Source organism: Vibrio astriarenae, from assembly GCF_010587385.1.
GTDB lineage: Bacteria > Pseudomonadota > Gammaproteobacteria > Enterobacterales > Vibrionaceae > Vibrio > Vibrio astriarenae.
In genome coordinates this window covers 1,842,058-1,862,105 of the sequence record NZ_CP047475.1, presented here as the reverse complement: position 1 = coordinate 1,862,105, position 20,048 = coordinate 1,842,058, and the positions used below count along the sequence as shown (strand labels likewise).

At 45.5% G+C, this 20,048-nt stretch carries 19 protein-coding genes; 4 read left to right on the top strand and 15 right to left on the bottom strand.

Annotated elements, in window-relative coordinates; translation table 11 throughout:
- Positions 1–90 precede the first annotated feature (90 nt).
- Both GT360_RS08785 and GT360_RS08780 read left to right on the top strand, forming a co-directional pair.
- On the top strand, positions 91–564 hold the full coding sequence (locus tag GT360_RS08785; RefSeq protein WP_164648501.1) for an outer membrane beta-barrel protein: 474 nt from the start codon (positions 91–93) through the stop codon (positions 562–564).
- 211 nt (positions 565–775) lie between these two features.
- Positions 776–1,027 (top strand): GlsB/YeaQ/YmgE family stress response membrane protein, encoded by a 252-nt coding sequence (locus GT360_RS08780; protein WP_164648500.1) that lies wholly within the window; start codon positions 776–778, stop codon positions 1,025–1,027.
- 232 nt (positions 1,028–1,259) lie between these two features.
- On the opposite strand, the gene gltS is transcribed toward GT360_RS08780, so the two are convergent.
- From gltS to GT360_RS08750, 6 genes are all read right to left on the bottom strand, one after another.
- On the bottom strand, positions 1,260–2,486 hold the full coding sequence (gene gltS, locus GT360_RS08775; RefSeq protein WP_164648499.1) for a sodium/glutamate symporter: 1,227 nt from the start codon (positions 2,484–2,486) through the stop codon (positions 1,260–1,262).
- 627 nt (positions 2,487–3,113) lie between these two features.
- Positions 3,114–3,812, bottom strand: coding sequence for an SDR family NAD(P)-dependent oxidoreductase (locus tag GT360_RS08770; protein WP_164648498.1), 699 nt, complete (start codon positions 3,810–3,812; stop codon positions 3,114–3,116).
- 170 nt (positions 3,813–3,982) lie between these two features.
- Entirely contained in the window at positions 3,983–4,702 is a 720-nt protein-coding gene (locus GT360_RS08765) for a SanA/YdcF family protein (protein ID WP_164648497.1), read from the bottom strand.
- A gap of 18 nt (positions 4,703–4,720) precedes the next feature.
- Entirely contained in the window at positions 4,721–5,044 is a 324-nt protein-coding gene (locus GT360_RS08760; RefSeq protein ID WP_164649628.1) for a DUF3392 domain-containing protein, read from the bottom strand.
- Positions 5,045–5,106: 62 nt separating this feature from the next.
- The gene (locus GT360_RS08755; protein WP_164648496.1) at positions 5,107–6,795 is read right to left on the bottom strand and encodes an NAD-dependent malic enzyme; all 1,689 of its coding nucleotides are present in this window, start codon (positions 6,793–6,795) and stop codon (positions 5,107–5,109) included.
- Positions 6,796–6,985: 190 nt separating this feature from the next.
- The gene (locus GT360_RS08750; protein ID WP_164648495.1) at positions 6,986–8,176 is read right to left on the bottom strand and encodes an amino acid aminotransferase; all 1,191 of its coding nucleotides are present in this window, start codon (positions 8,174–8,176) and stop codon (positions 6,986–6,988) included.
- A gap of 558 nt (positions 8,177–8,734) precedes the next feature.
- Between GT360_RS08750 and GT360_RS08745 the strand changes: the two genes are divergently transcribed.
- A complete protein-coding gene (locus GT360_RS08745; protein ID WP_164648494.1) occupies positions 8,735–9,823 on the top strand; it encodes a GGDEF domain-containing protein in 1,089 nt (362 codons plus the stop codon).
- Positions 9,824–9,915: 92 nt separating this feature from the next.
- Here GT360_RS08745 and asnS read toward each other — a convergent pair whose 3' ends face one another.
- Together asnS and GT360_RS08735 are read right to left on the bottom strand one after the other, a co-directional pair.
- Positions 9,916–11,316, bottom strand: coding sequence for an asparagine--tRNA ligase (asnS, locus tag GT360_RS08740; protein WP_164649627.1), 1,401 nt, complete (start codon positions 11,314–11,316; stop codon positions 9,916–9,918).
- A gap of 324 nt (positions 11,317–11,640) precedes the next feature.
- A complete protein-coding gene (locus GT360_RS08735) occupies positions 11,641–12,258 on the bottom strand; it encodes a TetR/AcrR family transcriptional regulator (RefSeq protein WP_164648493.1) in 618 nt (205 codons plus the stop codon).
- Between the two features lie 148 nt (positions 12,259–12,406).
- On the opposite strand from GT360_RS08735, the gene GT360_RS08730 reads away from it, so the two are divergent.
- Positions 12,407–13,423: an MBL fold metallo-hydrolase gene (locus GT360_RS08730; RefSeq protein ID WP_164648492.1), complete on the top strand. Its 1,017-nt coding sequence runs from the start codon at positions 12,407–12,409 to the stop codon at positions 13,421–13,423.
- A gap of 69 nt (positions 13,424–13,492) precedes the next feature.
- On the opposite strand, the gene GT360_RS08725 is transcribed toward GT360_RS08730, so the two are convergent.
- The 7 genes from GT360_RS08725 to GT360_RS08695 all read right to left on the bottom strand — a co-directional run bounded on the left by GT360_RS08725 (position 13,493) and on the right by GT360_RS08695 (position 20,033).
- Positions 13,493–13,804 carry a DUF1496 domain-containing protein gene (locus tag GT360_RS08725; protein ID WP_164648491.1) on the bottom strand — a complete coding sequence of 104 codons (312 nt, stop codon included), beginning with the start codon at positions 13,802–13,804 and terminating at the stop codon, positions 13,493–13,495.
- Complete coding sequence (locus GT360_RS08720) at positions 13,798–14,709, bottom strand: 1-aminocyclopropane-1-carboxylate deaminase/D-cysteine desulfhydrase (RefSeq protein ID WP_164648490.1); 912 nt, start codon at positions 14,707–14,709, stop codon at positions 13,798–13,800. The genes GT360_RS08725 and GT360_RS08720 overlap by 7 nt, the downstream gene beginning before the upstream one ends.
- A 91-nt stretch (positions 14,710–14,800) precedes the next feature.
- Complete coding sequence (locus GT360_RS08715; RefSeq protein ID WP_164648489.1) at positions 14,801–15,586, bottom strand: peptide ABC transporter ATP-binding protein; 786 nt, start codon at positions 15,584–15,586, stop codon at positions 14,801–14,803.
- The gene (locus GT360_RS08710) at positions 15,583–16,578 is read right to left on the bottom strand and encodes a peptide ABC transporter ATP-binding protein (RefSeq protein ID WP_164648488.1); all 996 of its coding nucleotides are present in this window, start codon (positions 16,576–16,578) and stop codon (positions 15,583–15,585) included. The genes GT360_RS08715 and GT360_RS08710 overlap by 4 nt, the downstream gene beginning before the upstream one ends.
- Complete coding sequence (sapC, locus tag GT360_RS08705; RefSeq protein ID WP_164648487.1) at positions 16,578–17,465, bottom strand: putrescine export ABC transporter permease SapC; 888 nt, start codon at positions 17,463–17,465, stop codon at positions 16,578–16,580. The genes GT360_RS08710 and sapC overlap by 1 nt, the downstream gene beginning before the upstream one ends.
- Complete coding sequence (locus GT360_RS08700) at positions 17,452–18,414, bottom strand: ABC transporter permease (RefSeq protein ID WP_164648486.1); 963 nt, start codon at positions 18,412–18,414, stop codon at positions 17,452–17,454. Before GT360_RS08700 ends, sapC begins: the two co-directional genes overlap by 14 nt.
- Complete coding sequence (locus tag GT360_RS08695; RefSeq protein WP_164648485.1) at positions 18,414–20,033, bottom strand: ABC transporter substrate-binding protein; 1,620 nt, start codon at positions 20,031–20,033, stop codon at positions 18,414–18,416. Before GT360_RS08695 ends, GT360_RS08700 begins: the two co-directional genes overlap by 1 nt.
- Positions 20,034–20,048 lie beyond the last annotated feature (15 nt).

The window sequence follows — 20,048 nt, the reverse complement described above, 5'->3', positions numbered from 1 at the left end:
TGGCACGTTGTATGCTTTAAAATCCCCAACAATCAATAGGACAGACATTTTTTGCCGCTTGGGCAAAACATGGAGATAAAGAAGGTAAATATGAAAAAGACGCTTTTAGCTGTTGCATTAATGGGTATGTCTGCCACTGCGGCAGCAGATTCTTGGATTTACGCTGGTGCTTCTGTAGGTCAGTCAGACCTTAAAAGCAGCAACGATACTGCATTTAGCATCCACGCAGGTACAGGTATCTTGCCATTCATTGGTCTTGAGCTAGGTTACACTAACCACGGTTCACTAGAAGCTGATGCACAGAAGTTCGACGTTGAGTCTATCTACTTTGCTGCAAAACCGAGCATCAACTTTGGTCCACTTCAAGTGTACGGTAAAGCAGGCGCGCACTCTTGGTCTGCAAGCGGCGACTACGACAAAGACAGCTACGACTTTATGTACGGTGTTGGTGCTGACTACCAAGTATTTGGTCCACTTTCTGTTGGCGCAGAGTACATGGTTTACCAAATCAACAAAGGCGACATCGGTACATTTGCGGTAACAGCGTCTCTAAACTTCTTATAAGCTAACGCGTTATAAACGGTTTTCTACAAAGCCTGATTCAGTGGTCTGAATCAGGCTTTTCTTTTTCTAACAATCGATACACTTCTCAAATTACTGACCGTTCGGATATAAGAAGCGACAGCGGTTACTAGCGATTTGCTTCGATTCGCCTAGGATCTAGGCGTCACTCGAGCAAAATTAATAATTTTGCAGCGTAAGTAGGAGAGAGTATATGGGTATTTTTTCTTGGATTATTTTAGGTCTTATTGCTGGTGCACTGGCTAAATGGTTGATGCCAGGCAAAGATGGTGGTGGCTGGATAATGACCATGCTATTGGGCATTGCTGGTGCGTTTGTCGGAGGCTTTATAGGCGGCTTTCTAGGTTTTGGAGGTGCTGATGGGATTAATATTGGCAGCATCGTCACAGCGACGTTAGGAGCGTTTTTACTGTTGTTTGTTTATAACCGTTTTATTCGTGGCTGACCTATGCTGTCACGCCCCCACGCACTCAAAAAGTGAAGAGAGCTCAATCGTAGATTTTGCTCTTTCATGAAATTTAGGATTCCGTCCCTATATGTCGTTAGAACTAAATAGGTCAGTAGAGGGTCTTGAGGAAGGATGATTTAGCTTAGAACGGAAGATCATATAAGGCTGGTATGCGGAACTGAAAAGTAAATAGGCGACTTACATAGCCGCCTATTTACCTAATGGGTGGTTAACCTAAGAACGAGATATATCCTTGGAGGATGATTAGGTTAACGATATCGATAAAGAAAGCACCAACAATCGGAACGACCATGAACGCTTGTGGCGATGGACCAAATCGGTTGACGATGGTGCCCATGTTCATGACGGCCGTAGGTGTCGCGCCAAGGCCAAAGCCACAGTGGCCGCCGGCGATAACAGCTGAGTCGTAGTTACTACCCATCGCTTTGAAAGTCACGTAGTAAGAGAATACGGCCAACACAACAGACTGCACCGCCAGAATGATGAGGAACGGAATAGCAAGGTCAAAAATGTTCCACAGGCGCAGGCTCATAAGTGCCATCGCGAGGAATAGAGACAACGAAACCGTGCCTAACATATCAATAGTTTCGGCATCGAGTTTGCGGATCTTTGTGACTTCAAGGAAGTTAGTGATGATGACACCAATAAACAGTGCATATACAAAGTCAGGGATCATGAGCCAGCTAATCTCAAACGTTGAGACCCACTGCTCTGCGTATTTTGCGCCAGTCACACAGAGCAATAAGAAGAACAGCTTTTCGACAACCTTCTTGGCCGTCACTTTGTCCTCTTCATACTCGTTGTAGGTGACAAGCTCAGGGAACTTGTCATGAGTATGAGTACCAACACCATACTCGGACTCGATGTTGTTTTTCTGGATGAGTCGTTGAGCCACCGGGCTACCGATGATACCACCGATAATCAATCCGAAGGTCGCAGACGCCATAGCGATCTCTAGCACGTTGTCGAAGCCATAGACTTCTTGGAAAGTCGTAGACCAAGCTGCACCAGTACCATGACCGCCGGATAGTGTAATTGAGCCTGCAATAAGGCCCATTAGAGGGTCGAGTCCAAGCATAGTGGCCAGAGAGACCCCAACACCGTTTTGAATGATGATGTAAACGGACGCGATAGCCAAGAATAGGAATACCTTAGCGCCACCTTTCATTAGTTGGGTGTAGTTTGCTGCCAAGCCCACGGTAGAGAAGAACATCAACATAAAGGTGTTTTGGAGCGGTAGGTCAAACTCAAGGTCGACGCCATTGAAATGAAGGCCGGTGATAATACATGCGACGATCAATCCCCCAACAATCGGTTCGGGAATGTTGAACTTTTTCAACACTGGGAGCTTAGAGTTGATGAAATGACCTAAAAACAGAACGATGATAGCAATCAGGAATGATTCTAACGCGCCTACAGAAATTACTTGATTCATAAAGCCTCTTGTAATCTGACTCTCACATTCTTCCTGATGTTTGAGTGTTAACTTAATCCTGTTGGAAAGCAGAGCATCTCGCGGCTTTTAAGTGAAAGCCGTTAAAGTGCGCCTTTGGCTAATTTGAGGGTATACGCTCGGCGGTGTAAGTGTTCGCCGGTGATCAGTCAGTGTTTGATCGTGCCCAAAAATGTCAAGAGCTCGGTGAGCTCCTGGAGCGAGTGCGTCTGGTGTTCTCCTAAATCGTGCCATCTACTGGCTCCTTTACAAAACGATGAGAGGAGAAGCTAACCAACAAAATATAGACTGTTATCACTGTGCTAACTCATTGAGACGGATTAAAAATGTCTCTGACCCTTCGTATAAAAAATAGTCGATAGTAACGAAGTAATCTAGTCGGGAGTTATGCGTGCCAGTGATAACCGGACCAAAGACTAACATAGAATTGACGACAATGCCTAATTAGGCGAAAATTGCGGAATTATTGACCGGCACTGTGCTGGGTGATTATCGCTCAATTATATCATAAGTATTTGTTTTTAATTTGATTGTGTCGATTGTTTATGCTGGTTTTTAACCTGTAACGAAATGTATAAAAATGCAGTTCGGGGTCAACTTTGATCGTTTTCACCAAGGGAGAATTTCGCCAGCATAGTTATAGAAACGTCCGGTCTTCTCTGGTCCTAATTCATCAATCAATTGGTTAAGTTTTTCAGCCAACCAATCAGGAGAGTTCAATTGCTGTTTCGAGATGCGTTTTTGAAAAGGGACGGACAGTGGTGTGTCGACAGTTCCTGGATGGAAGGCGATAACACAGCATTTGGGTAATTTGGTTTTCCATTCGATCGCAATTGTTTTGATACACATGTTTAAAGCGGCCTTTGACGCCCGGTAACTGATCCAACCGCCGAGATGATTATCCTCTATGCTGCCCACTTTCGCTGATAGACATATGAAGTAGGTAGGATGTGGGGCCTTCAATCTGGATTGAAAGTGTTTAGCAAGCAGTAGGGTAGGTAAGGTGTTGGTTTGAATGTTTTTTTGGAAAAAATCTACGTTGAATTGCTGTATGGATTTTTCTGGTAACTGTAGGTCGGTATGCAATATGCCGATGCAGTTAATGAGCAGGTCTATGTGGCCGACTGAAGCGGCGAGGCGCTCTACACTGCGCTCGTCCGTTGCATCACAAGGGTACCAATACATACCAGCATCAGTGGTTGCTGGCTGTATGTGATAGGTAGCGTGGACATCATGACCTTGTTTTTGAAATATTGAGATGAGCGCTCTTCCTATTCCGCCGGTCCCACCGACAATGAGAACTACCATAGAACCTCCCTATGTGCGCATCTAATAACATTAGCAAAGAGAATGATTAGATAACTTAGCAACACTTCCAGCTTTCAACTTACGAGTTATTGGCTTTATGGGATCAGGGAGTCTTGGACTGGGTCTACGCTAGGTTGAGATGCGGTGGTAATGATTAAAAACAGGTTTGCCTATTCATTCACTTCTATTGTCTGCGGAATTGGGGCTGCAGAAGAGCTAGGAAGTAAGCGCTCGAAAATGACGTCTGATGTAATCGGCTCTTTAGGACCTAAGAACTTAGGTTGTGTGTTGAAAATAAACAGGTCTAGAACGGCTTTTACACGGGCTAGAAGCTCTCTAACTCTCAGTTTGACAGAGAGTGTTTCACCGGGGGTTTGTGCAGCGAAACAGGCAGCATCAATATCAATGTTTCTTGCAATGAACATTGCACGCTCACAATGGAATCTTTGGGTAATGACGATAAAGCGATTGGTATCGAAAATCTCTTTTGCGCGCACGACAGAATCAAGTGTACGAAAGCCTGCGTAATCGAGATGTATCTGCTCTTCAGTTAATCCTAGTTTGAGAAAGTCTCGTTTCATCGTCCATGGCTCATTGTAAGAGCGGTGGGCGTTGTCGCCACTGAGGAGAACATGTTTGATCTTACCTTGCTCGAACAGGGCTTGTGTCGCATCAATACGATATTGATAGAAGAGGTTAAGTGTTCGACCAAGGTACTTGCTCGTGCCAAGCACTAAGCCGACATCGTAATCTGGTACTTGGGATAAATCGGTGTAAATCACATCTTGGTTTTGTTTGGTGATCCAGGTATCAATGGCAATAACGGAGACAAACGCTAGCAAGACTATCAAAAATAGCCCCTTAAGCGTAAGAATCAGGTATTGCAGCATCACTTATCCCTTTGTGAATTAGATCTGTCGGTTTTTCTGCGCCCAAACACCAATAATGATAAAGGAGATAATCACCGTCATTGCCATGTAAGCGGATGGCATTTGGCGAAATCCATTACTAAGGTAGGGTGCAACTTTAACGATGAGTAAGCCGTAACCGAAAGCATTGATAATAATGAAAATTAAGGTTCTGACAATAAAATTCTGCTCTCTGAGCAGTTTACGCAGCAGACGATTGATCTCACCACCGCACATTACTAAGAAGCAAGCTACCAGAGCAGTAGAAATTTCGGACAGGTGTGGGTAAAAATATTGTCCGATAGAAGCAAAGAAGTTCAACATAACATCCATGATAAAAAAACGCCCTAGCTTTGAGCAAGGGCGTTTCTAAGTGATTAATATAATTAGAAAGCAGTACGCTTATACTTGCGGTAAACAGGCTGCCAGAAGTGCGAGTCAATTGCATGCTCGAGTGCTTCATCTGTGATCTCTAGCGCAACACCTTGCTCAATTGCTTTTTTAGCAACGGCGAAGGCAATCTTCTTAGACACCAAGTGGATCTCTTCAAGTGGTGGAAGTAGGGCACCTCGGCCATTCTTTGCTAGTGGCGAGCAGCTTGCTAATGCACGGCTTGACTCCATTAGCATTTCATCAGTAACACGTGTTGCACCAACCGCTAGAACCCCTAAACCAATACCTGGGAAGATGTAGCTGTTATTACACTGCGCAATCGGGTAGCTGTTACCTTCAAAAACAACAGGCGCGAATGGGCTACCAGTGGCAACCAGTGCGCTGCCTTGAGTCCAGTTTAGGATATCGCTAGGCGTCGCCTCAACACGGCTAGTAGGGTTTGATAGTGGGAAGACGATAGGACGCTCACAGTGTTTATGCATCTCTTGAATCACGTCTTGGCTAAATAATCCAGGAGCACCAGAAACACCGATCAATACGGTTGGTTTCGCGTTCTTGACGACATCGTATAGCGAGAAGCCATTTTCAGAGACTTCCCAGTTCGCTGTGTCTGCATTTTTCTGAACGAGGCGTTGCTGGAAATCGAGTAGGTTCGGCATACCTTCTTGCAGAAGGCCCCAGCGGTCTACCATGAAGACTTGAGAGCGTGCTTTCTCTTCAGAAATACCTTCAGACACCATTTGTGCGATAATCGCTTCAGCAATGCCACAACCAGCAGAACCAGCGCCTAGGAAGGTCACTCGCTGATCTGAAAGCTTGCTGCCTGCCGCATGACAAGCGGCTAGCAGAGAGCCGACAGTAACAGCAGCGGTACCCTGAATATCATCATTGAAACAACAGATACGATCTTTGTAGCGCTCTAGAAGTGGCATTGCATTTTTCTGTGCAAAGTCTTCGAACTGAATCAACGCATCTGGCCAACGACGTTGTACGGCTTGGATGAACTCTTCAACAAACGCATCATACTCTTGACCCGTGATACGCGGGTGGCGCCAACCCATGTACATAGGATCTGCTAAGCGTTGAGGGTTATTGGTACCGACATCAAGTACGATAGGTAACGTGTAAGCGGGACTGATACCACCACAAGCCGTGTAAAGAGCCAGCTTACCGATAGGGATACCCATGCCACCGATACCTTGGTCACCAAGACCAAGAATACGCTCGCCATCGGTAACTACGATAACTTTGACATTGTGGTTGGCTGCATTATTGAGTAGGTCGTCAATACGGTCACGATTTGGGTAAGAGATGAAGAGACCGCGGCCACGACGATAGATATTTGAGAAGTTCTCACAAGCCGCACCAACGGTTGGCGTATAGATGATCGGCATCATCTCAGAAATGTGGTTTTGAACCAGGCGGTAAAATAGCGTCTCGTTAGTATCTTGGATATTGCGCAAGTAGATGTGCTTATCCATATCGTTTTCAAAGCTTAGGTACTGTTGATAAGCGCGTTCAACTTGCTCTTGAATTGTCTCGGTGTTCTCTGGTAGAAGACCTTCTAAGTTAAATGAGATGCGTTCTTCGGCAGAAAATGCGCTGCCTTTGTTCAAAAGAGGGGTACTTAGAAGAGCTGGACCTGCATAAGGGATATAAAGCGGGCGCTTATCGTTATTCATCGTTTACCTATAGTCGTTGAGAGTGTGAAGAGCCAGAGTATGGCATCTTGAGCGAGAACATCCGTTGTAGCAAAAATCGGTGAAATTCTAGTTATATAGGTGACTAACTTCAAGCTGCATTCGGTAAGATTGCAGATAAAAATAAAGCCAACCCGAAGGTTGGCTTATAAATACTACTAAAGGGTAGGCCTTAAAGTACCGCAGCGATACCTTTACACAGTGGACCCATATTCGATTTCGTCATGCCCGCAACGCTGATACGTCCTGAGCCAACGATGTAGATGCCAAACTCTTCTTTTAGGCGATTCACTTGCTCTTTTGATAGACCCGAGAAAGAGAACATGCCGTTTTGTCTTTCGATAAAGCTAAAGTCTGCATCAACGCCTTCTGCTTTCAGTGTGCTAACGAATAGTTCGCGCATTTGCTGGATACGATCACGCATTTCAGCAACTTCGGCTTCCCATTCTGCGCGTAATTCTGCATTGTTTAGAATGTGTGTTACCACCGCACTGCCGTGTGCTGGTGGGTTTGAGTAGATAGAGCGGATAATCGCTTTTACTTGTGAGAATGCAGTTGCAGCGACATCTTCAGATTTAGCCACGAGCGTAAAGGCACCCACTCGCTCGTTATAGAGACCGAAATTCTTAGAGAATGAGCTTGCTACTAGGATTTCGTCACAGTATTGAGCGAAAGTACGCAGACCTGCGGCATCTTCCTCAACGCCCTTTGCAAAGCCTTGGTATGCGAAGTCGAACAGTGGTAGTAGTTTTTTTTCAGCCGCAAGTTTTGCCAACGCTTCCCATTCTTCAGCAGTAGGATCGATACCCGTTGGGTTGTGACAGCAACCATGTAGAAGCACGATGTCGCCTTCCTTCGCAGCTTGCAGGCTGGTTAGCATGCCATCGAAGTCTTTATCTTTAGTTTCAGCGTTGTAGTAGTCGTACTGAGCAGTTTCGATACCAGCAGCCGTGAATACGCCGTTGTGGTTTGCCCAAGTTGGATTACTGATCCAAATCTTCACGTCGCCGAGTTGGCGTTTGATAAACTCACCAGCCACTCGAAGCGCACCCGTACCACCCGGTGCTTGTGCTGTTTTTGCACGTTTTTGACCAACAATGTCAGAATTGTCACCAAATAACAGTTTTTGCACAGCCAAACCATACTCAGCAGTACCTTCAATCGTTAGGTAAGACTTTGTTTTTTCGGTTTCAAGTAGTGCGGCTTCCGCTTTTTTAACTGTTGCCAATACTGGAGTTTGGCCGTCCTCGTTCTTGTAAATACCAACGCCTAGGTTGATTTTTTCAGCACGTGGGTCTTTTTTAAACTCCTCAGTTAGACCAAGAATAGGGTCTGCCGGAGCTGCAATTACTTTTTCAAACATCAGTCTCGTCCTTGTAGTAGAAGATAGCTTGCTTTTTTATACCTTTTACACTGTCAATAAACAACAAAATCAGTAAGAAAAGTACGATTTTATTGAGGTCGACAATATGTTGAATGAAAAGTCATGTCTTTTGGAAAGCTTTGTAGTGTTCGCCATTCAGAGTTAGGTGTTGTTCTCACCAAACGTAGAACTAAGAGAGATTATAGATGAGTTGTTTTTTGGCTAGTGTTTCGATTGATTCGCAGACAATATGGCACTTAAATAAAACTAAAGTGGTATAAATGTATGTTTGCATCAAGATATGACAAAGGTATCAATAATACTATTTGTATCACTTTTGAGTGCAATATGGCTCAAGATATAAGGTAAAGTGGCGACTTAGTTGCCGTATTCGTTGCAAATGCGATAAATAAGTGCAATTGTTGTCATAGCCTATAAGCAATCGGTGTTGTATCACCGAATAAAAACAATAATTATCTACAAGCAGAAGGTCTGCTTGTGAGATTGGTATGAAGTTGTATTGAAACGGCTTCATACGTTTAGTGAGCGAGCAATAAATTGAGTACTAATGCCCACAGCTTTGTTGCTGAAAAACTGTCTGAAATTGTAAAAGATAAGCAACGTAGACAACATTTGATGGTTAAATCTTTAGCCATTTTCGGTCTTCTCTTTCTTAGTGTATTTTCAATTCAAGCCTTTTTTTGGGGGCATTTTGCTATTGGTGGCACTTTGGCTCTCTTCACTGTTTGGGGTGCTAGTAATCTCTATCTTTTGAGTTACAAAAGAGAGTGGGGACTAATAAGTCTTACACTAATTATTTATAGCTTGTCGTCCTACTTAGTCATTACAGGTGGGCACGACAATACAGGCATTATGTGGGTTTATCCGCTTGCAGCGATAGCGATCTTTATCAATCGGTTTAAGGTTGGTCTAGCAGTCAATGTCCCTTTTATAGCACTTTTATCTTTATTGCTTTATCAAAACTGGTTGTTAACGGAGTATAGCCCGTTAGTCGAATTTCGCTTTATTTTAACTCTGATGGCTCTTAGTGGGATGTGTCATATTCTAATCTTCTTCCAGCAGCGCATGGATGATTACATAATGAAGATGCATGAAGAAGGGATTCATAAGTTAGCCTACTTTGATTCACTTACGCAGTTAGCAAATCGTGCTACATTTCGTTCTATTCTTTATCATTCGACCCAACGGGAGCTTTATGACAAGTCGGCACTGATCTATATTGACCTTGACCATTTTAAGCAAATTAATGATCAGTATGGGCACGACTATGGTGACAAGGTGCTTGAGGAGTTTGGGCAACTCATTAAGGAAATCGTGCCGCGCAGTTTAGGGCGTGACTTGGGTCAGTATGATATCGCCCGCCTTGGTGGTGATGAGTTTGCCATTTTTGTTGAAGATGCCTTTGATGAAACCGAAGTCGTTCAGCTTGGACATGAAATCTTGAATATCTTCAAAGATGGTAGAATGAAAACACTGAAGTGTGTGAATAACCAAGTGAGCGCCAGTATAGGCATTGTGTTTGTTTCTGCCGCGCAGCTGGATCTCGAAGAAAGCTTGAAACTGGCTGACCGAGCGATGTATGAAGCAAAAGACGCCGGCAAGAGCCAAGTGAAAGTCGTTTACTGATTTAAAGTAAAATAGATCTCTAAGCGGCATAAAACAGAAAAGGGAGAGTTAGCAAAGCTATCTCTCCCCTTTTTTTTTAACTTTCTAACGAATTAGAAGTTCGCAGAGCGTGGTGTACGTGGGAATGGGATCACGTCACGAACGTTGCCCATACCTGTTACGTAAGACACTAGGCGCTCAAAGCCTAGGCCGAAACCAGCGTGCGGTACAGTACCGTATTTACGTAGGTCGCGGTACCAACTCATGTGCTCTGGGTCGATGCCCACTTCACGCATACGCTCGTCTAGAATGTCTAGACGCTCTTCACGCTGAGAACCACCGATGATTTCACCGATGCCAGGTGCAAGTACGTCCATTGCCGCTACTGTCTTACCGTCATCGTTAGCACGCATGTAGAATGCCTTGATGTCTTTCGGGTAGTTCTTCACGATGACTGGTGCTTTGAAGTGCTCTTCCGCTAGGAAACGCTCGTGCTCAGAAGACATATCGATACCCCATTCAACTGGGAATTCGAACTCACGACCAGAGTCCAGAAGGATCTGGATTGCGTCAGTGTAGTCAACTTGTGCGAAGTCAGAAGAAACAAACTGCTCTAGACGAGTGATTGCTTCTTTATCGATGCGTTGAGCAAAGAACTCAAGGTCATCGCGACACTCTTCAAGTACCGCTTTGAATACGAACTTAAGCATGTCTTCAGACAGCTTAGCCACGTCTTCTAGGTCAGCGAATGCCACTTCAGGCTCAACCATCCAGAATTCTGCTAGGTGGCGGCTGGTGTTTGAGTTTTCAGCACGGAACGTAGGGCCAAACGTGTAAACCTTACTTAGTGCGCAAGCGTAAGCTTCTGCGTTTAGCTGACCAGATACGGTTAGGAATGTTTCTTTACCGAAGAAGTCTTCGTTGAAGTCAACGTCACCTTTGTCTGTGCGAGGCAGGTTTTCCATGTCTAGCGTAGAAACGCGGAACATTTCACCAGCACCTTCTGCATCAGAAGCTGTGATCAGTGGAGCCGATACCCAGAAGAAACCTTGCTCGTGGTAGAAGCGGTGAATCGCTTGAGACAGGCAGTTACGAACGCGCGCGACAGCACCAATTACGTTAGTACGTGGACGTAGGTGCGCTACCTCACGTAGGAACTCGATAGAGTGGCGAGTTTTCGCCATCGGGTACGTTTCTGCGTCTTCAACCCAGCCCACGACTTTAACGTCAGTGGCTGCAAGTTCAAAGTCTTGGCCCTTCGCAGGAGACTCAACAATCTTACCTGTTACTTCAACAGAGCAGCCTGTAGTCAGCTTTAGTACTTCGTCTTCGTAATTATTAAGATTATTAGGGACCACGGCCTGAATCGGGTCGAAACAAGAGCCGTCATAAATGGCAAGGAAAGAGATTCCAGCTTTGGAATCACGACGTGAACGGATCCAGCCGCGAACAGTTACTTCACTGTCAACTGCGAGCTTGCCGCCAAGTACGTCTTTTACAGGCGCGTAAGTCATGTTGATGTCATTCTCCATTGAGGGATGCTTAACTCAGTCAATTAGCCAATCAACCACAAGTAAGTGGATGAAAAATGCGCAATTTACTAAGTCCTACTAAAAATTTGAATCAAACGTCCATATTACCTAGCAATTCTAGAGCTTCAAGCCCTTATTGAGTAAACAAGACGTTTTTTTCCTTAGTCACAGTAGTGAATTGGCCAGACACGACCAAAATGGTGTTGATGTTAAATTCTCGCTACCGTTTAGCGTCGTAATACGTGTTATTATTACAGCGGTCAGCTTGTTATCCAGTCTCAACATAAAATGGAGGCTGTTCGTTCACTACTGGCCGTATCTCGCCCAAAAGAGCTCAACGGTATCATCGGCAAGTTCGTTTATTTGCTGCTCATTGAGTTCGTCTGATAGGCCGACCATCTGCGGCCAATAGGCGGAGCCTTTGACCAAATTGTGGATCTGCATCATCGCTTTTTCAACGTCACACTCAGTAAGTTTGAGTTGCTGGTTTTCTGCCCGAAGCATCAACCACTGATAGAGTTTTGTGTCTTTCTTATCGATAGAGCCGACTTGCTTCTTGAGCTCTTCTGGCTTAAATAGGAAATGCCCCATGGCTACCTTAGACAGCTCAATATAGTCAGGATCGCTGGCGAGTTGTATTTGCTCTCGAACTAGTGCTGTCAGTTGTTGCTTTAGTGTGAGTTCACCTTGCAAAAATGAGTCGTCCAGTGTTTCTTGACTATTCCAAAGACAAGAAAGCAGCGCCATAACCAAAGACTCTTTCGACTCGAAATGATTGTAGACAGTGCGTTTAGACACCCCGGCCATGGCAGAAAGCTTATCCATGCTCGTGTTATCGACACCATATTCTAGGAATGCTTCCCGAGCGGCATTTAGAATCGCTTCTCGCTTGATTTCACTACGACTTTTTTTTGTCACTGACATGTCATTGGTCCGTCTCATTAAACTGCGAGAATTGATTTTACACTAATCAGTTTACTTTTGAAAAAGATTAAGTAAACTAGTCGGTGTAGTTTACATGGCGAGCATGAACGTGAAGACGAAACGAATCATCCTAGTGGGAGCGATACTTATGGCATTGACGCAATTGACTTGTACCACCGTTGGCGGCTCAGAGTCCCAAGAGTTACCGAAGAAGTTCACAAATACTGAAATGGAATATAAGTCAGGTCTGAGGGATCTCTACGACATTACAAAGATGTATCTGACCGTGGAGCGAGTAGAGCCAACCCCTAAAGCAGACTTACCGGTGTTAGAGATGACAACTGAGTCTCTCATTGAAGAAACTGAAAATGTTGTCTATCGTCTCGGGCACTCGAGTGTGTTGATGAAACTCGATAACCAATTTGTGATGACGGACCCGGTGTTTAGTGATCGAGCCTCGCCTGTGCAATGGGCGGGTCCCAAACGTTTTCATAAAGCGCCTATCGCCATTGCAGAACTACCTGCCATTGATGTGGTCGTGATCAGTCATGACCATTATGACCATTTGGATAAAGCCGCTGTTAAAGAACTTGCAGACAAAGTGTCGCTGTTCTTAGTCCCATTGCGAGTAGGGGAACACCTAATCAAGTGGGGTGTTTCAGCTGACAAGGTGATTGAGCTCAACTGGTGGGAGTCTTATGTTTTTAATGGTATTGAATACACCCTGACGCCAACACAACACTTTTCTGGTCGCACAGGCGTAGATAGAGACAGGACTTTGTGGGGGAGCTGGGTGATTGCTGCACCAACACAACGGGTGTTTTTCAGTGGTGATTCAGGTTACTTTTCTGGTTTTAAAGAGATCGGCGAAAAGTACGGGCCGTTTGACTTAACCTTGGTTGAAACTGGCGCCTACAATGAAGCTTGGTCGCAGATCCATATGTTTCCGGAGCAAAGCGTTCAGGCACATATTGATCTAAAAGGTAAGGTGATGTTCCCGATTCACAACAGTACATTTGATTTAGCAACTCACGATTGGCAAGAGCCTATCAATCGCGCATTGGCTAATGCTCAAGAGCGTGGCGTGGATGTCGTGATGCCAAAAATGGGTGAGCGTTTAGTCGTCGGGGATGCGATGCCATTGAGTTATTGGTGGGACCAATAATCACAACTCGATACTAATAAAAAAGGCAGAATAAATTTCAGCCTTTCTACATATTGAGCGAATAGGATACTACTCTTGCCCTCGGGTATGGCTGCTCTCAAGGACCACCCACTTCAACGCGCCATTGAGCTCAAAGTCGTTGCTCTCTTGACAAACGAGAACTAAATCTCGTATCTCTACTATCGCACCAAGCGAGTATGCTTCACCTTGGTAGAGGCATACGCGCTGATTGGTTTGGGCACCATCAACGACAACAATCGGCTTGGCCTTGTTTTTACCAACAGATGCCTTGGTAACGGTAGTGGTATTGGCAAATGCAGCAGTAGAAAACATCGCTGTGGCGATGAGCGCGAATGCAATGGATTTAAATGACTTTACCATGTTGATTTCACTCCAAATTCTCGTTGGTATCGAAGCTGCATACTCTCATTACCAAGAATACCACCCTGGTGAACGTAGAGAAGCTCTCCATCGAGGTTATGTGACGCCCATTGTCTAATACAGCGCCACATTAAAGGGTCGTAAAGAAGGTCAAACTCAACGTGCGTTTGCTCTTCTAACTGTGCCCAAACCTCATAGTCTTCTTGATATAAACGACCAAAATGATGTTTTTCTTCAGGTTCAAGAATCGTCGGGAAATCACTTTCACCTAACTCCTTAAACTGCTCGATGAGATAGTCTTTGCCACCGACAACTGGGCAGGTAATAACCTGAATGTTATGGCTCTTTAGGTGCTTATGAAGGTAGAGTGAGGTTGTGCCAGTCCCTGAGGGAAGTGCAATGGTGAAGTGACTTCCCGGATGGAAACGGATGTAATCTAATAGTTCGTCGGCCAATTGCTTGACGCCATCTTCAGATAATTTTGAACGCCCGCCCTCAGGAAGTACCAGGCATTTATCGTTTGGTTTGCGTACCTGTTCGATATAGTCTGCAGGGTGTAATGAAGTGTCAATTTCATTCATCCCAATCACTTTTGCATCAAGTTCTAGCGCACCTCGAAAGTTACCTATCGGGTTCTTACGCAACCACTGAGGGACATTATGAACGTAGTATTCAAGCTTCCAGCCTTTGATTTTTGCCAAACCGGCCAGAGAGTAAAGCGAATTCGCTTGGGCTGAACCATAGGAGATAATGGTTTCAACCGAATCAGAAGGGTACTCAAGCAGTGTACTGAACTTTCGGGCTTTATTACCGCTAAATAGGGGATGAAGCTGATCATCTCGTTTTAGATGAAAAGAGATGCCATCAAATTGATGCTGAGTCACAGGACTTTGATTGAGTTTCATCGGACTGTCTCGGCGTTAACACTGCCACTTAAAAAAGGGGGCACATCATAACGATCTACCCCAGAGAACTCAAATAACTTAGGTCTGAACCTTACTTGAAAGAAGGCGCTTTATTAAAATGACTTTCAATTAATCGTTGAGTCACGGTATGTTGTGGGTGACTCAGAATTTCGTGCGTATCGCCAGCTTCAACGACTTCACCTTCGTGCATCACCATCAACTTGTCAGTGATGTGTTTCACGATACCAATATGCTGAGACACATAGACAAATGAAACCCCCATCTCCTCTTGAAGCTCTAAAAACAGGTTAATGATTTGCGAACGCATTGCCATATCAAGACCATTCAGAGCTTCATCGGCAATGATGACTGACGGCTGTAGAACGAGTGCTCGAGCCAGGCACACGCGCTGCTTTTGCCCAGCGGCAAGCATTTGAGGATAAAAATAGGCATGCTCTGGCAACAGGCCGACACGCATAAGTGTTGCTTTCACACGCTCCATTCTCGCTTCTGGGGACATGCTGGTATTTCGCTTGAGTGGGCCTTCCAAGATACGTCCAATTTGAATTCGCGGGTTAAGCGAGGTATTTGGATCTTGGAAGATCATACGAATAAGCTTACAACGCGTAGAGTAGTCTTTATGAGCAAGAGTCTCGCCATTGACTGAAATCGTACCTGATGTTGGCTCAACAACGCCTGCTAGCATACGGGCAAGCGTGGATTTTCCCGAGCCATTTTGGCCGATAAACCCTATTGTTTGACCTGCTTCAAGCGTAAAGCTAACCGGTTTCACGGCTTGCTTTACCGTTTTACGAAAGATACCGGAGCGATTGGTGAATGATTTACTGAGCTCTTGTACTTCAAGTAAGGCACTCATGCTTTTTTCTCCAGATTCAGCGGGAAATGGCAGGCGAACTTATGGTCTCGCAGATGTTTCGTTCTCGGCATTTCGACACAATCACGTTGTGCGTAAGGGCACCGTGGCCCAAGGCGACAGCCGATGGGCAAGTGTTGGAGTGGGGGGATAGAGCCCGGTAGTGATTGCAATTTTTGCTTGTGCGGAACCCACTCGCTAAAGTCCGGCACTGCTTTAAGTAGTGCGACGGTGTAAGGGTGCTTAGGCACTTTAGTCAGTTTCTTGGTACTTGCAGATTCAACCGATTGACCACAGTACATAACGGTGATTCGGGTTGCCCACTGAGTTATCGTTGTTAAGTCATGACCAATCAGCAAAATGGTTGTATTGTGCAGTTGGTTCATACGACTCAACAGGCGCAAAATCTGTGATTGCGTAATGGGGTCCAAGTCATTGGTCGGCTCATCGGCGATCAGCAGTTTTGGCTTAGTCGCAATGGCCATTGCTATCATGATTTTTTGGCACTCACCGTCAGTCAGCTCATACGGATAGCTATCCATCACCCGTTTGTGGTCTTTAATACCGACTTTGTGCAGCAGTGCGACAGCTTGCTTTTTACGCCATTGAAATCTTTGCCACCAGCGGCCTTCAAACATACGTGAAGGAATAGACTCAATCAGCTGACGACCTACATCTTCGGAAGGGTCCAAACAGGTTGAAGGCTCTTGAAATATCATCGCGATATCACGAGCGATGACTCTACGACGCTCTTTCGGGGTCAACTGCAGTAAGTCGATATCACCAAGACGCATCCTATCTGCGGTCACACGCCAGTTCTCTTTACAGACACCAACGATGGCTTTAGCCACCAAGCTTTTACCTGAGCCAGACTCGCCCACTAGGCCGCGTATTTCGCCTTCCGTCAGCGTCATACTCATACGATCCACCGCACGAACAATTCCGTGGGGTGTTTCAATTTCAATCGTTAAGTGTCGAATATCTAAAATGGGCATTACTCAACCCCTGCGTTAAGCGCTTGGCGAACTCCATCGCCAACCAGGTTAACGATGATAACAGTAAACATAATGGTGAGGCCGGGTAGGGTCACAGTCCATGGTGCGATATAGATGAGCTCTACCGAGTCACCCAAAATAGCGCCCCACTCAGAGCTCGGTGCTTGAGCGCCTAAACCCAAGAAGCCCAGTGCAGTGATATCAAGAATCGCGGCAGCAAGAGCAAAGGTAAACTCAGTCGCAAACACAGCGAGGATATTAGGCAAAATCGAGTTCCAAAGTAGGTAAACGTTATTCGCCCCATCCAGCCTTGCCGCCATGATGTAGTCTTTTTCCATCTCACTGTGAACAGCAATATAGACCGAACGAATAAAGCGAGGAATCAATGCAAGACCAATAGCCAATAGGATATTGAACTCGCCAAATCCCAAAAATGCACAGAATATGATCGCCAGTAGTAGAGAAGGGATCGACATCACGGTGTCAAGTAAGTGGTTGAGTGTACTTGAGAGTAACCCCTTCGTCATACCGGCTAGAACGCCAATCAGAGAGCCGATCGCTGCGGCAATCACCGTTACAATCACGGCAGCGCCAAAGGTAAGTTGTGAGCCTTTAATCAAACGAGAGAGAATGTCTCGCCCTAAATCATCGGTTCCTAAAAAGTAGTCAATCGTTCCTTCTGAGTTCCATGATGGAGGCAGAAGGAGATATCCAGATTGAGCTTGAGGATCGTGTGGCGTAAGCCAGCTAGCAAAAATGGTAATGACAGTGATAAGTCCCAAGCACCACAAGCTAAACATCGCGAGATTGTTGTTACGGAAGCTACGCCAGAATCGCTCAAACTGAGTTGGGATCTGCTCTTCTTGGTAGACACTATTGCTTAGCATACCATTCCTTCCTTACTAACGGGTTGATCATTGCCCCCACCAAATCTGACAAGATATTTGCGCTAAGTACCAAGGTTGCAATAACAATGACACCGGCTTGTATCGCAACGTAATCTTGATTACCCAGCGCGTCTAATAACCAGCGTCCAATACCGGGCCAGTTGAAAATCGTCTCGGTGATGATAGCCAGTGTTAGCATACTTGATAACTGAACCCCCACTTTTGGAACAATAGGTGGGAGCGCATTTCGTAGAACGTGCTCGGTAATGATCTCATAGGCGGATAGACCTTTGATACGAGCAGCGCGAATGTAGTTTTTAGTCATAACTTCAGCGACAGAGGCACGCATCAGGCCGATAACCTGCATTGTCGGAGAGAGAGCGAGTACAAAACCTGGCAAGATCAGATGGTCGAGGACACTTTGCAACGCATGGGTTCGATATTCGCTTTTCATTATAAACGCATCGATGATAGCGAAACCCGTCACATTTGGGATTTCATAGAGGAGGTCATACCGCCCCGAAACAGGGAACAGTTCATAGTTCAGTGAAAACGCCATGATCAGTAGCAGTGCTACCCAAAAAACAGGTGCAGATTGGCCAGCCATCGCAGTAAAAGAAATGGAGAGATCTTGCCATTTACCCTGACGCATGCCCGCCAGAGTCCCAAGTGGGATACCAATCAACAAGGCAAGGATAAAGGCGATAATGCACAGTTCTAGGGTGGCAGGAAAAACGACCTTAAGGTCTTCAATCACAGGAACGCCACTTTTGCTGATACCAAAGTTAAGGTGAATGAGCTCACCTAAATAACTCTGCCATCCTTGCCAGAAATCGAGCTGCGACCAAGGCGACAGCGGATCTAAACGTAGAATGCTGAAACCCACCATGGTGATGATCATCATGGTAATGACAAACAGGTTAAAGCGACGAACAGCATAGACAAACATTATTTGATACGCTCCACTTCGTTCAATGGTTGGACATTGAATGGGCTCATTTTAAATCCTTTAAGCGATTCATGGTGCGCTTGAAAGTGCATCCCGTGTGCGATGGGAACAACAGGAACTTCTTCATTAAGAAGATTCTGCACTTGGTTGTACAAGTTGGTGCGGTAACGCGGCTTGTCAACCTCAAGTGCGAGATCGATTAAGAAGTCAAAATCGGGATTACACCACGACGACAGGTTTAGTCCAGACGGCTTAGCGTCACACGATAGCAATGGACGCAGGAAGTTATCTGGGTCACCGGTATCACCCACCCAACCTGCAAGTACAAGGTCAAAGCGACTGTTTCGCTCGGTGTCGGTTCGATTTAAACGCTCTTCTGTCACAAGTTGCAGAGTCACGCCAATATCGGCAAAGTTCGCTTGGATAAGTTCCGCTGTCTTTCGCGGACTTGGGTTGTAAGCCTTGGGCTCCAGAGGCACTGACATAGACAGAACCAACCCCTTTTCATATCCCGCTTCTCTCAACAGCCCAAGCGCATAGTTCCTATCGTAGCGAACCTGAGTCGTATCCGGTTGGTATGCCCAAGAAGAAGGAGGTAAAACCGTGTAAGCCTGAGTGCCGGTACCATAATAAACGGACTCAAGAATGTTCTGGCGGTTAATCGCTAAACTCAGTGCCTTACGTACACGTGCATCACTAAGGGCAGGGTGCAAAGTATGGATCGAAATGAACGACACGTTCATTGCCGGCTTGGTTTTTAGAACAATGTCATCTTGCTCCTTGATAACGGGTAATTGGCTCGAGATAGGCGAGCTTAAAACATCACACTCTTGGCGCAGAAGTTTGGCAAGTGTACCCGTACCACGCACTGAGACGTCAAAGATGACTTGCTCCATTTTCGCTTTTCCGTCCCAGTAGCCGTCGTGTCTTTTTAAGCGAATGAGGTCATTCACTTGATACTCTTGCAGGTAAAACGGACCAGTTCCCACCGGATGCGAGTCTAGTCTCTGCTTTTCATCTTGGAGTAACAGTTTATTTGCGTATTCTGCAGAGTGAATCACCGCGAATGCAGTGGCTATATTAGATAGAAAGGCATTGTCAGGACGTGTCAATGTGAACTTAACGGTGTGTTCATCAACCGCTTCAACCGAGTTGAGCAGGTTGGCGAAGTTAATACTGCTGAACCAAGGATAAATACCCCCGCCGTTGTAGTGAAACGGATGGGTTGAGTCAACAATGCGTTCAAAAGAGAACACCACATCTTGAGCATTTAAAGCCCGAGTAGGTGAAAACCAAGGTGTAGTTTGAAATTCAATATCTGGGCGCAGAGAAAACGTGTACTCAGTGCGCTCTTGATTGGTCTGCCACTGCGTTGCGATATTTGCACTAGGCTGGTGGGTTTTGGGGTCGAGTACCAACAGCGTATCAAAAATTTGTGGGCTTATGGCTTCTGCTGTGACTCCACCATCCACTAATTGAGGGTTAAAAGTTTGCGGCACGCTCTGACCACAAAAAACAAATCCACTCTTGCGGATTTGTGTGTGTTCAATAGGCTCTCCACATCCAGCGAGAGTAGCCGCCCCAAACAGGCTTAATGTCAAGCGAATCAGTGCTTTCATAGCGCAAACGTAAAA

What these genes read in the sequence shown, in the direction of transcription:
- asnS (WP_164649627.1), bottom strand. Translation starts at nt 11,316, where the DNA reads ATGACTTACGCGCCTGTAAAAGACGTACTTGGCGGCAAGCTCGCAGTT.
- GT360_RS08700 (WP_164648486.1), bottom strand. Translation starts at nt 18,414, where the DNA reads ATGTTTGTCTATGCTGTTCGTCGCTTTAACCTGTTTGTCATTACCATG.
- GT360_RS08780 (WP_164648500.1), top strand. Translation starts at nt 776, where the DNA reads ATGGGTATTTTTTCTTGGATTATTTTAGGTCTTATTGCTGGTGCACTG.
- GT360_RS08770 (WP_164648498.1), bottom strand. Translation starts at nt 3,812, where the DNA reads ATGGTAGTTCTCATTGTCGGTGGGACCGGCGGAATAGGAAGAGCGCTC.
- GT360_RS08785 (WP_164648501.1), top strand. Translation starts at nt 91, where the DNA reads ATGAAAAAGACGCTTTTAGCTGTTGCATTAATGGGTATGTCTGCCACT.
- GT360_RS08695 (WP_164648485.1), bottom strand. Translation starts at nt 20,033, where the DNA reads ATGAAAGCACTGATTCGCTTGACATTAAGCCTGTTTGGGGCGGCTACT.
- GT360_RS08765 (WP_164648497.1), bottom strand. Translation starts at nt 4,702, where the DNA reads ATGCTGCAATACCTGATTCTTACGCTTAAGGGGCTATTTTTGATAGTC.
- GT360_RS08715 (WP_164648489.1), bottom strand. Translation starts at nt 15,586, where the DNA reads ATGAGTGCCTTACTTGAAGTACAAGAGCTCAGTAAATCATTCACCAAT.
- GT360_RS08720 (WP_164648490.1), bottom strand. Translation starts at nt 14,709, where the DNA reads ATGAAACTCAATCAAAGTCCTGTGACTCAGCATCAATTTGATGGCATC.
- gltS (WP_164648499.1), bottom strand. Translation starts at nt 2,486, where the DNA reads ATGAATCAAGTAATTTCTGTAGGCGCGTTAGAATCATTCCTGATTGCT.
- sapC (WP_164648487.1), bottom strand. Translation starts at nt 17,465, where the DNA reads ATGCTAAGCAATAGTGTCTACCAAGAAGAGCAGATCCCAACTCAGTTT.
- GT360_RS08755 (WP_164648496.1), bottom strand. Translation starts at nt 6,795, where the DNA reads ATGAATAACGATAAGCGCCCGCTTTATATCCCTTATGCAGGTCCAGCT.
- GT360_RS08710 (WP_164648488.1), bottom strand. Translation starts at nt 16,578, where the DNA reads ATGCCCATTTTAGATATTCGACACTTAACGATTGAAATTGAAACACCC.
- GT360_RS08750 (WP_164648495.1), bottom strand. Translation starts at nt 8,176, where the DNA reads ATGTTTGAAAAAGTAATTGCAGCTCCGGCAGACCCTATTCTTGGTCTA.
- GT360_RS08735 (WP_164648493.1), bottom strand. Translation starts at nt 12,258, where the DNA reads ATGTCAGTGACAAAAAAAAGTCGTAGTGAAATCAAGCGAGAAGCGATT.
- GT360_RS08760 (WP_164649628.1), bottom strand. Translation starts at nt 5,044, where the DNA reads ATGTTGAACTTCTTTGCTTCTATCGGACAATATTTTTACCCACACCTG.
- GT360_RS08725 (WP_164648491.1), bottom strand. Translation starts at nt 13,804, where the DNA reads ATGGTAAAGTCATTTAAATCCATTGCATTCGCGCTCATCGCCACAGCG.
- GT360_RS08730 (WP_164648492.1), top strand. Translation starts at nt 12,407, where the DNA reads ATGGCATTGACGCAATTGACTTGTACCACCGTTGGCGGCTCAGAGTCC.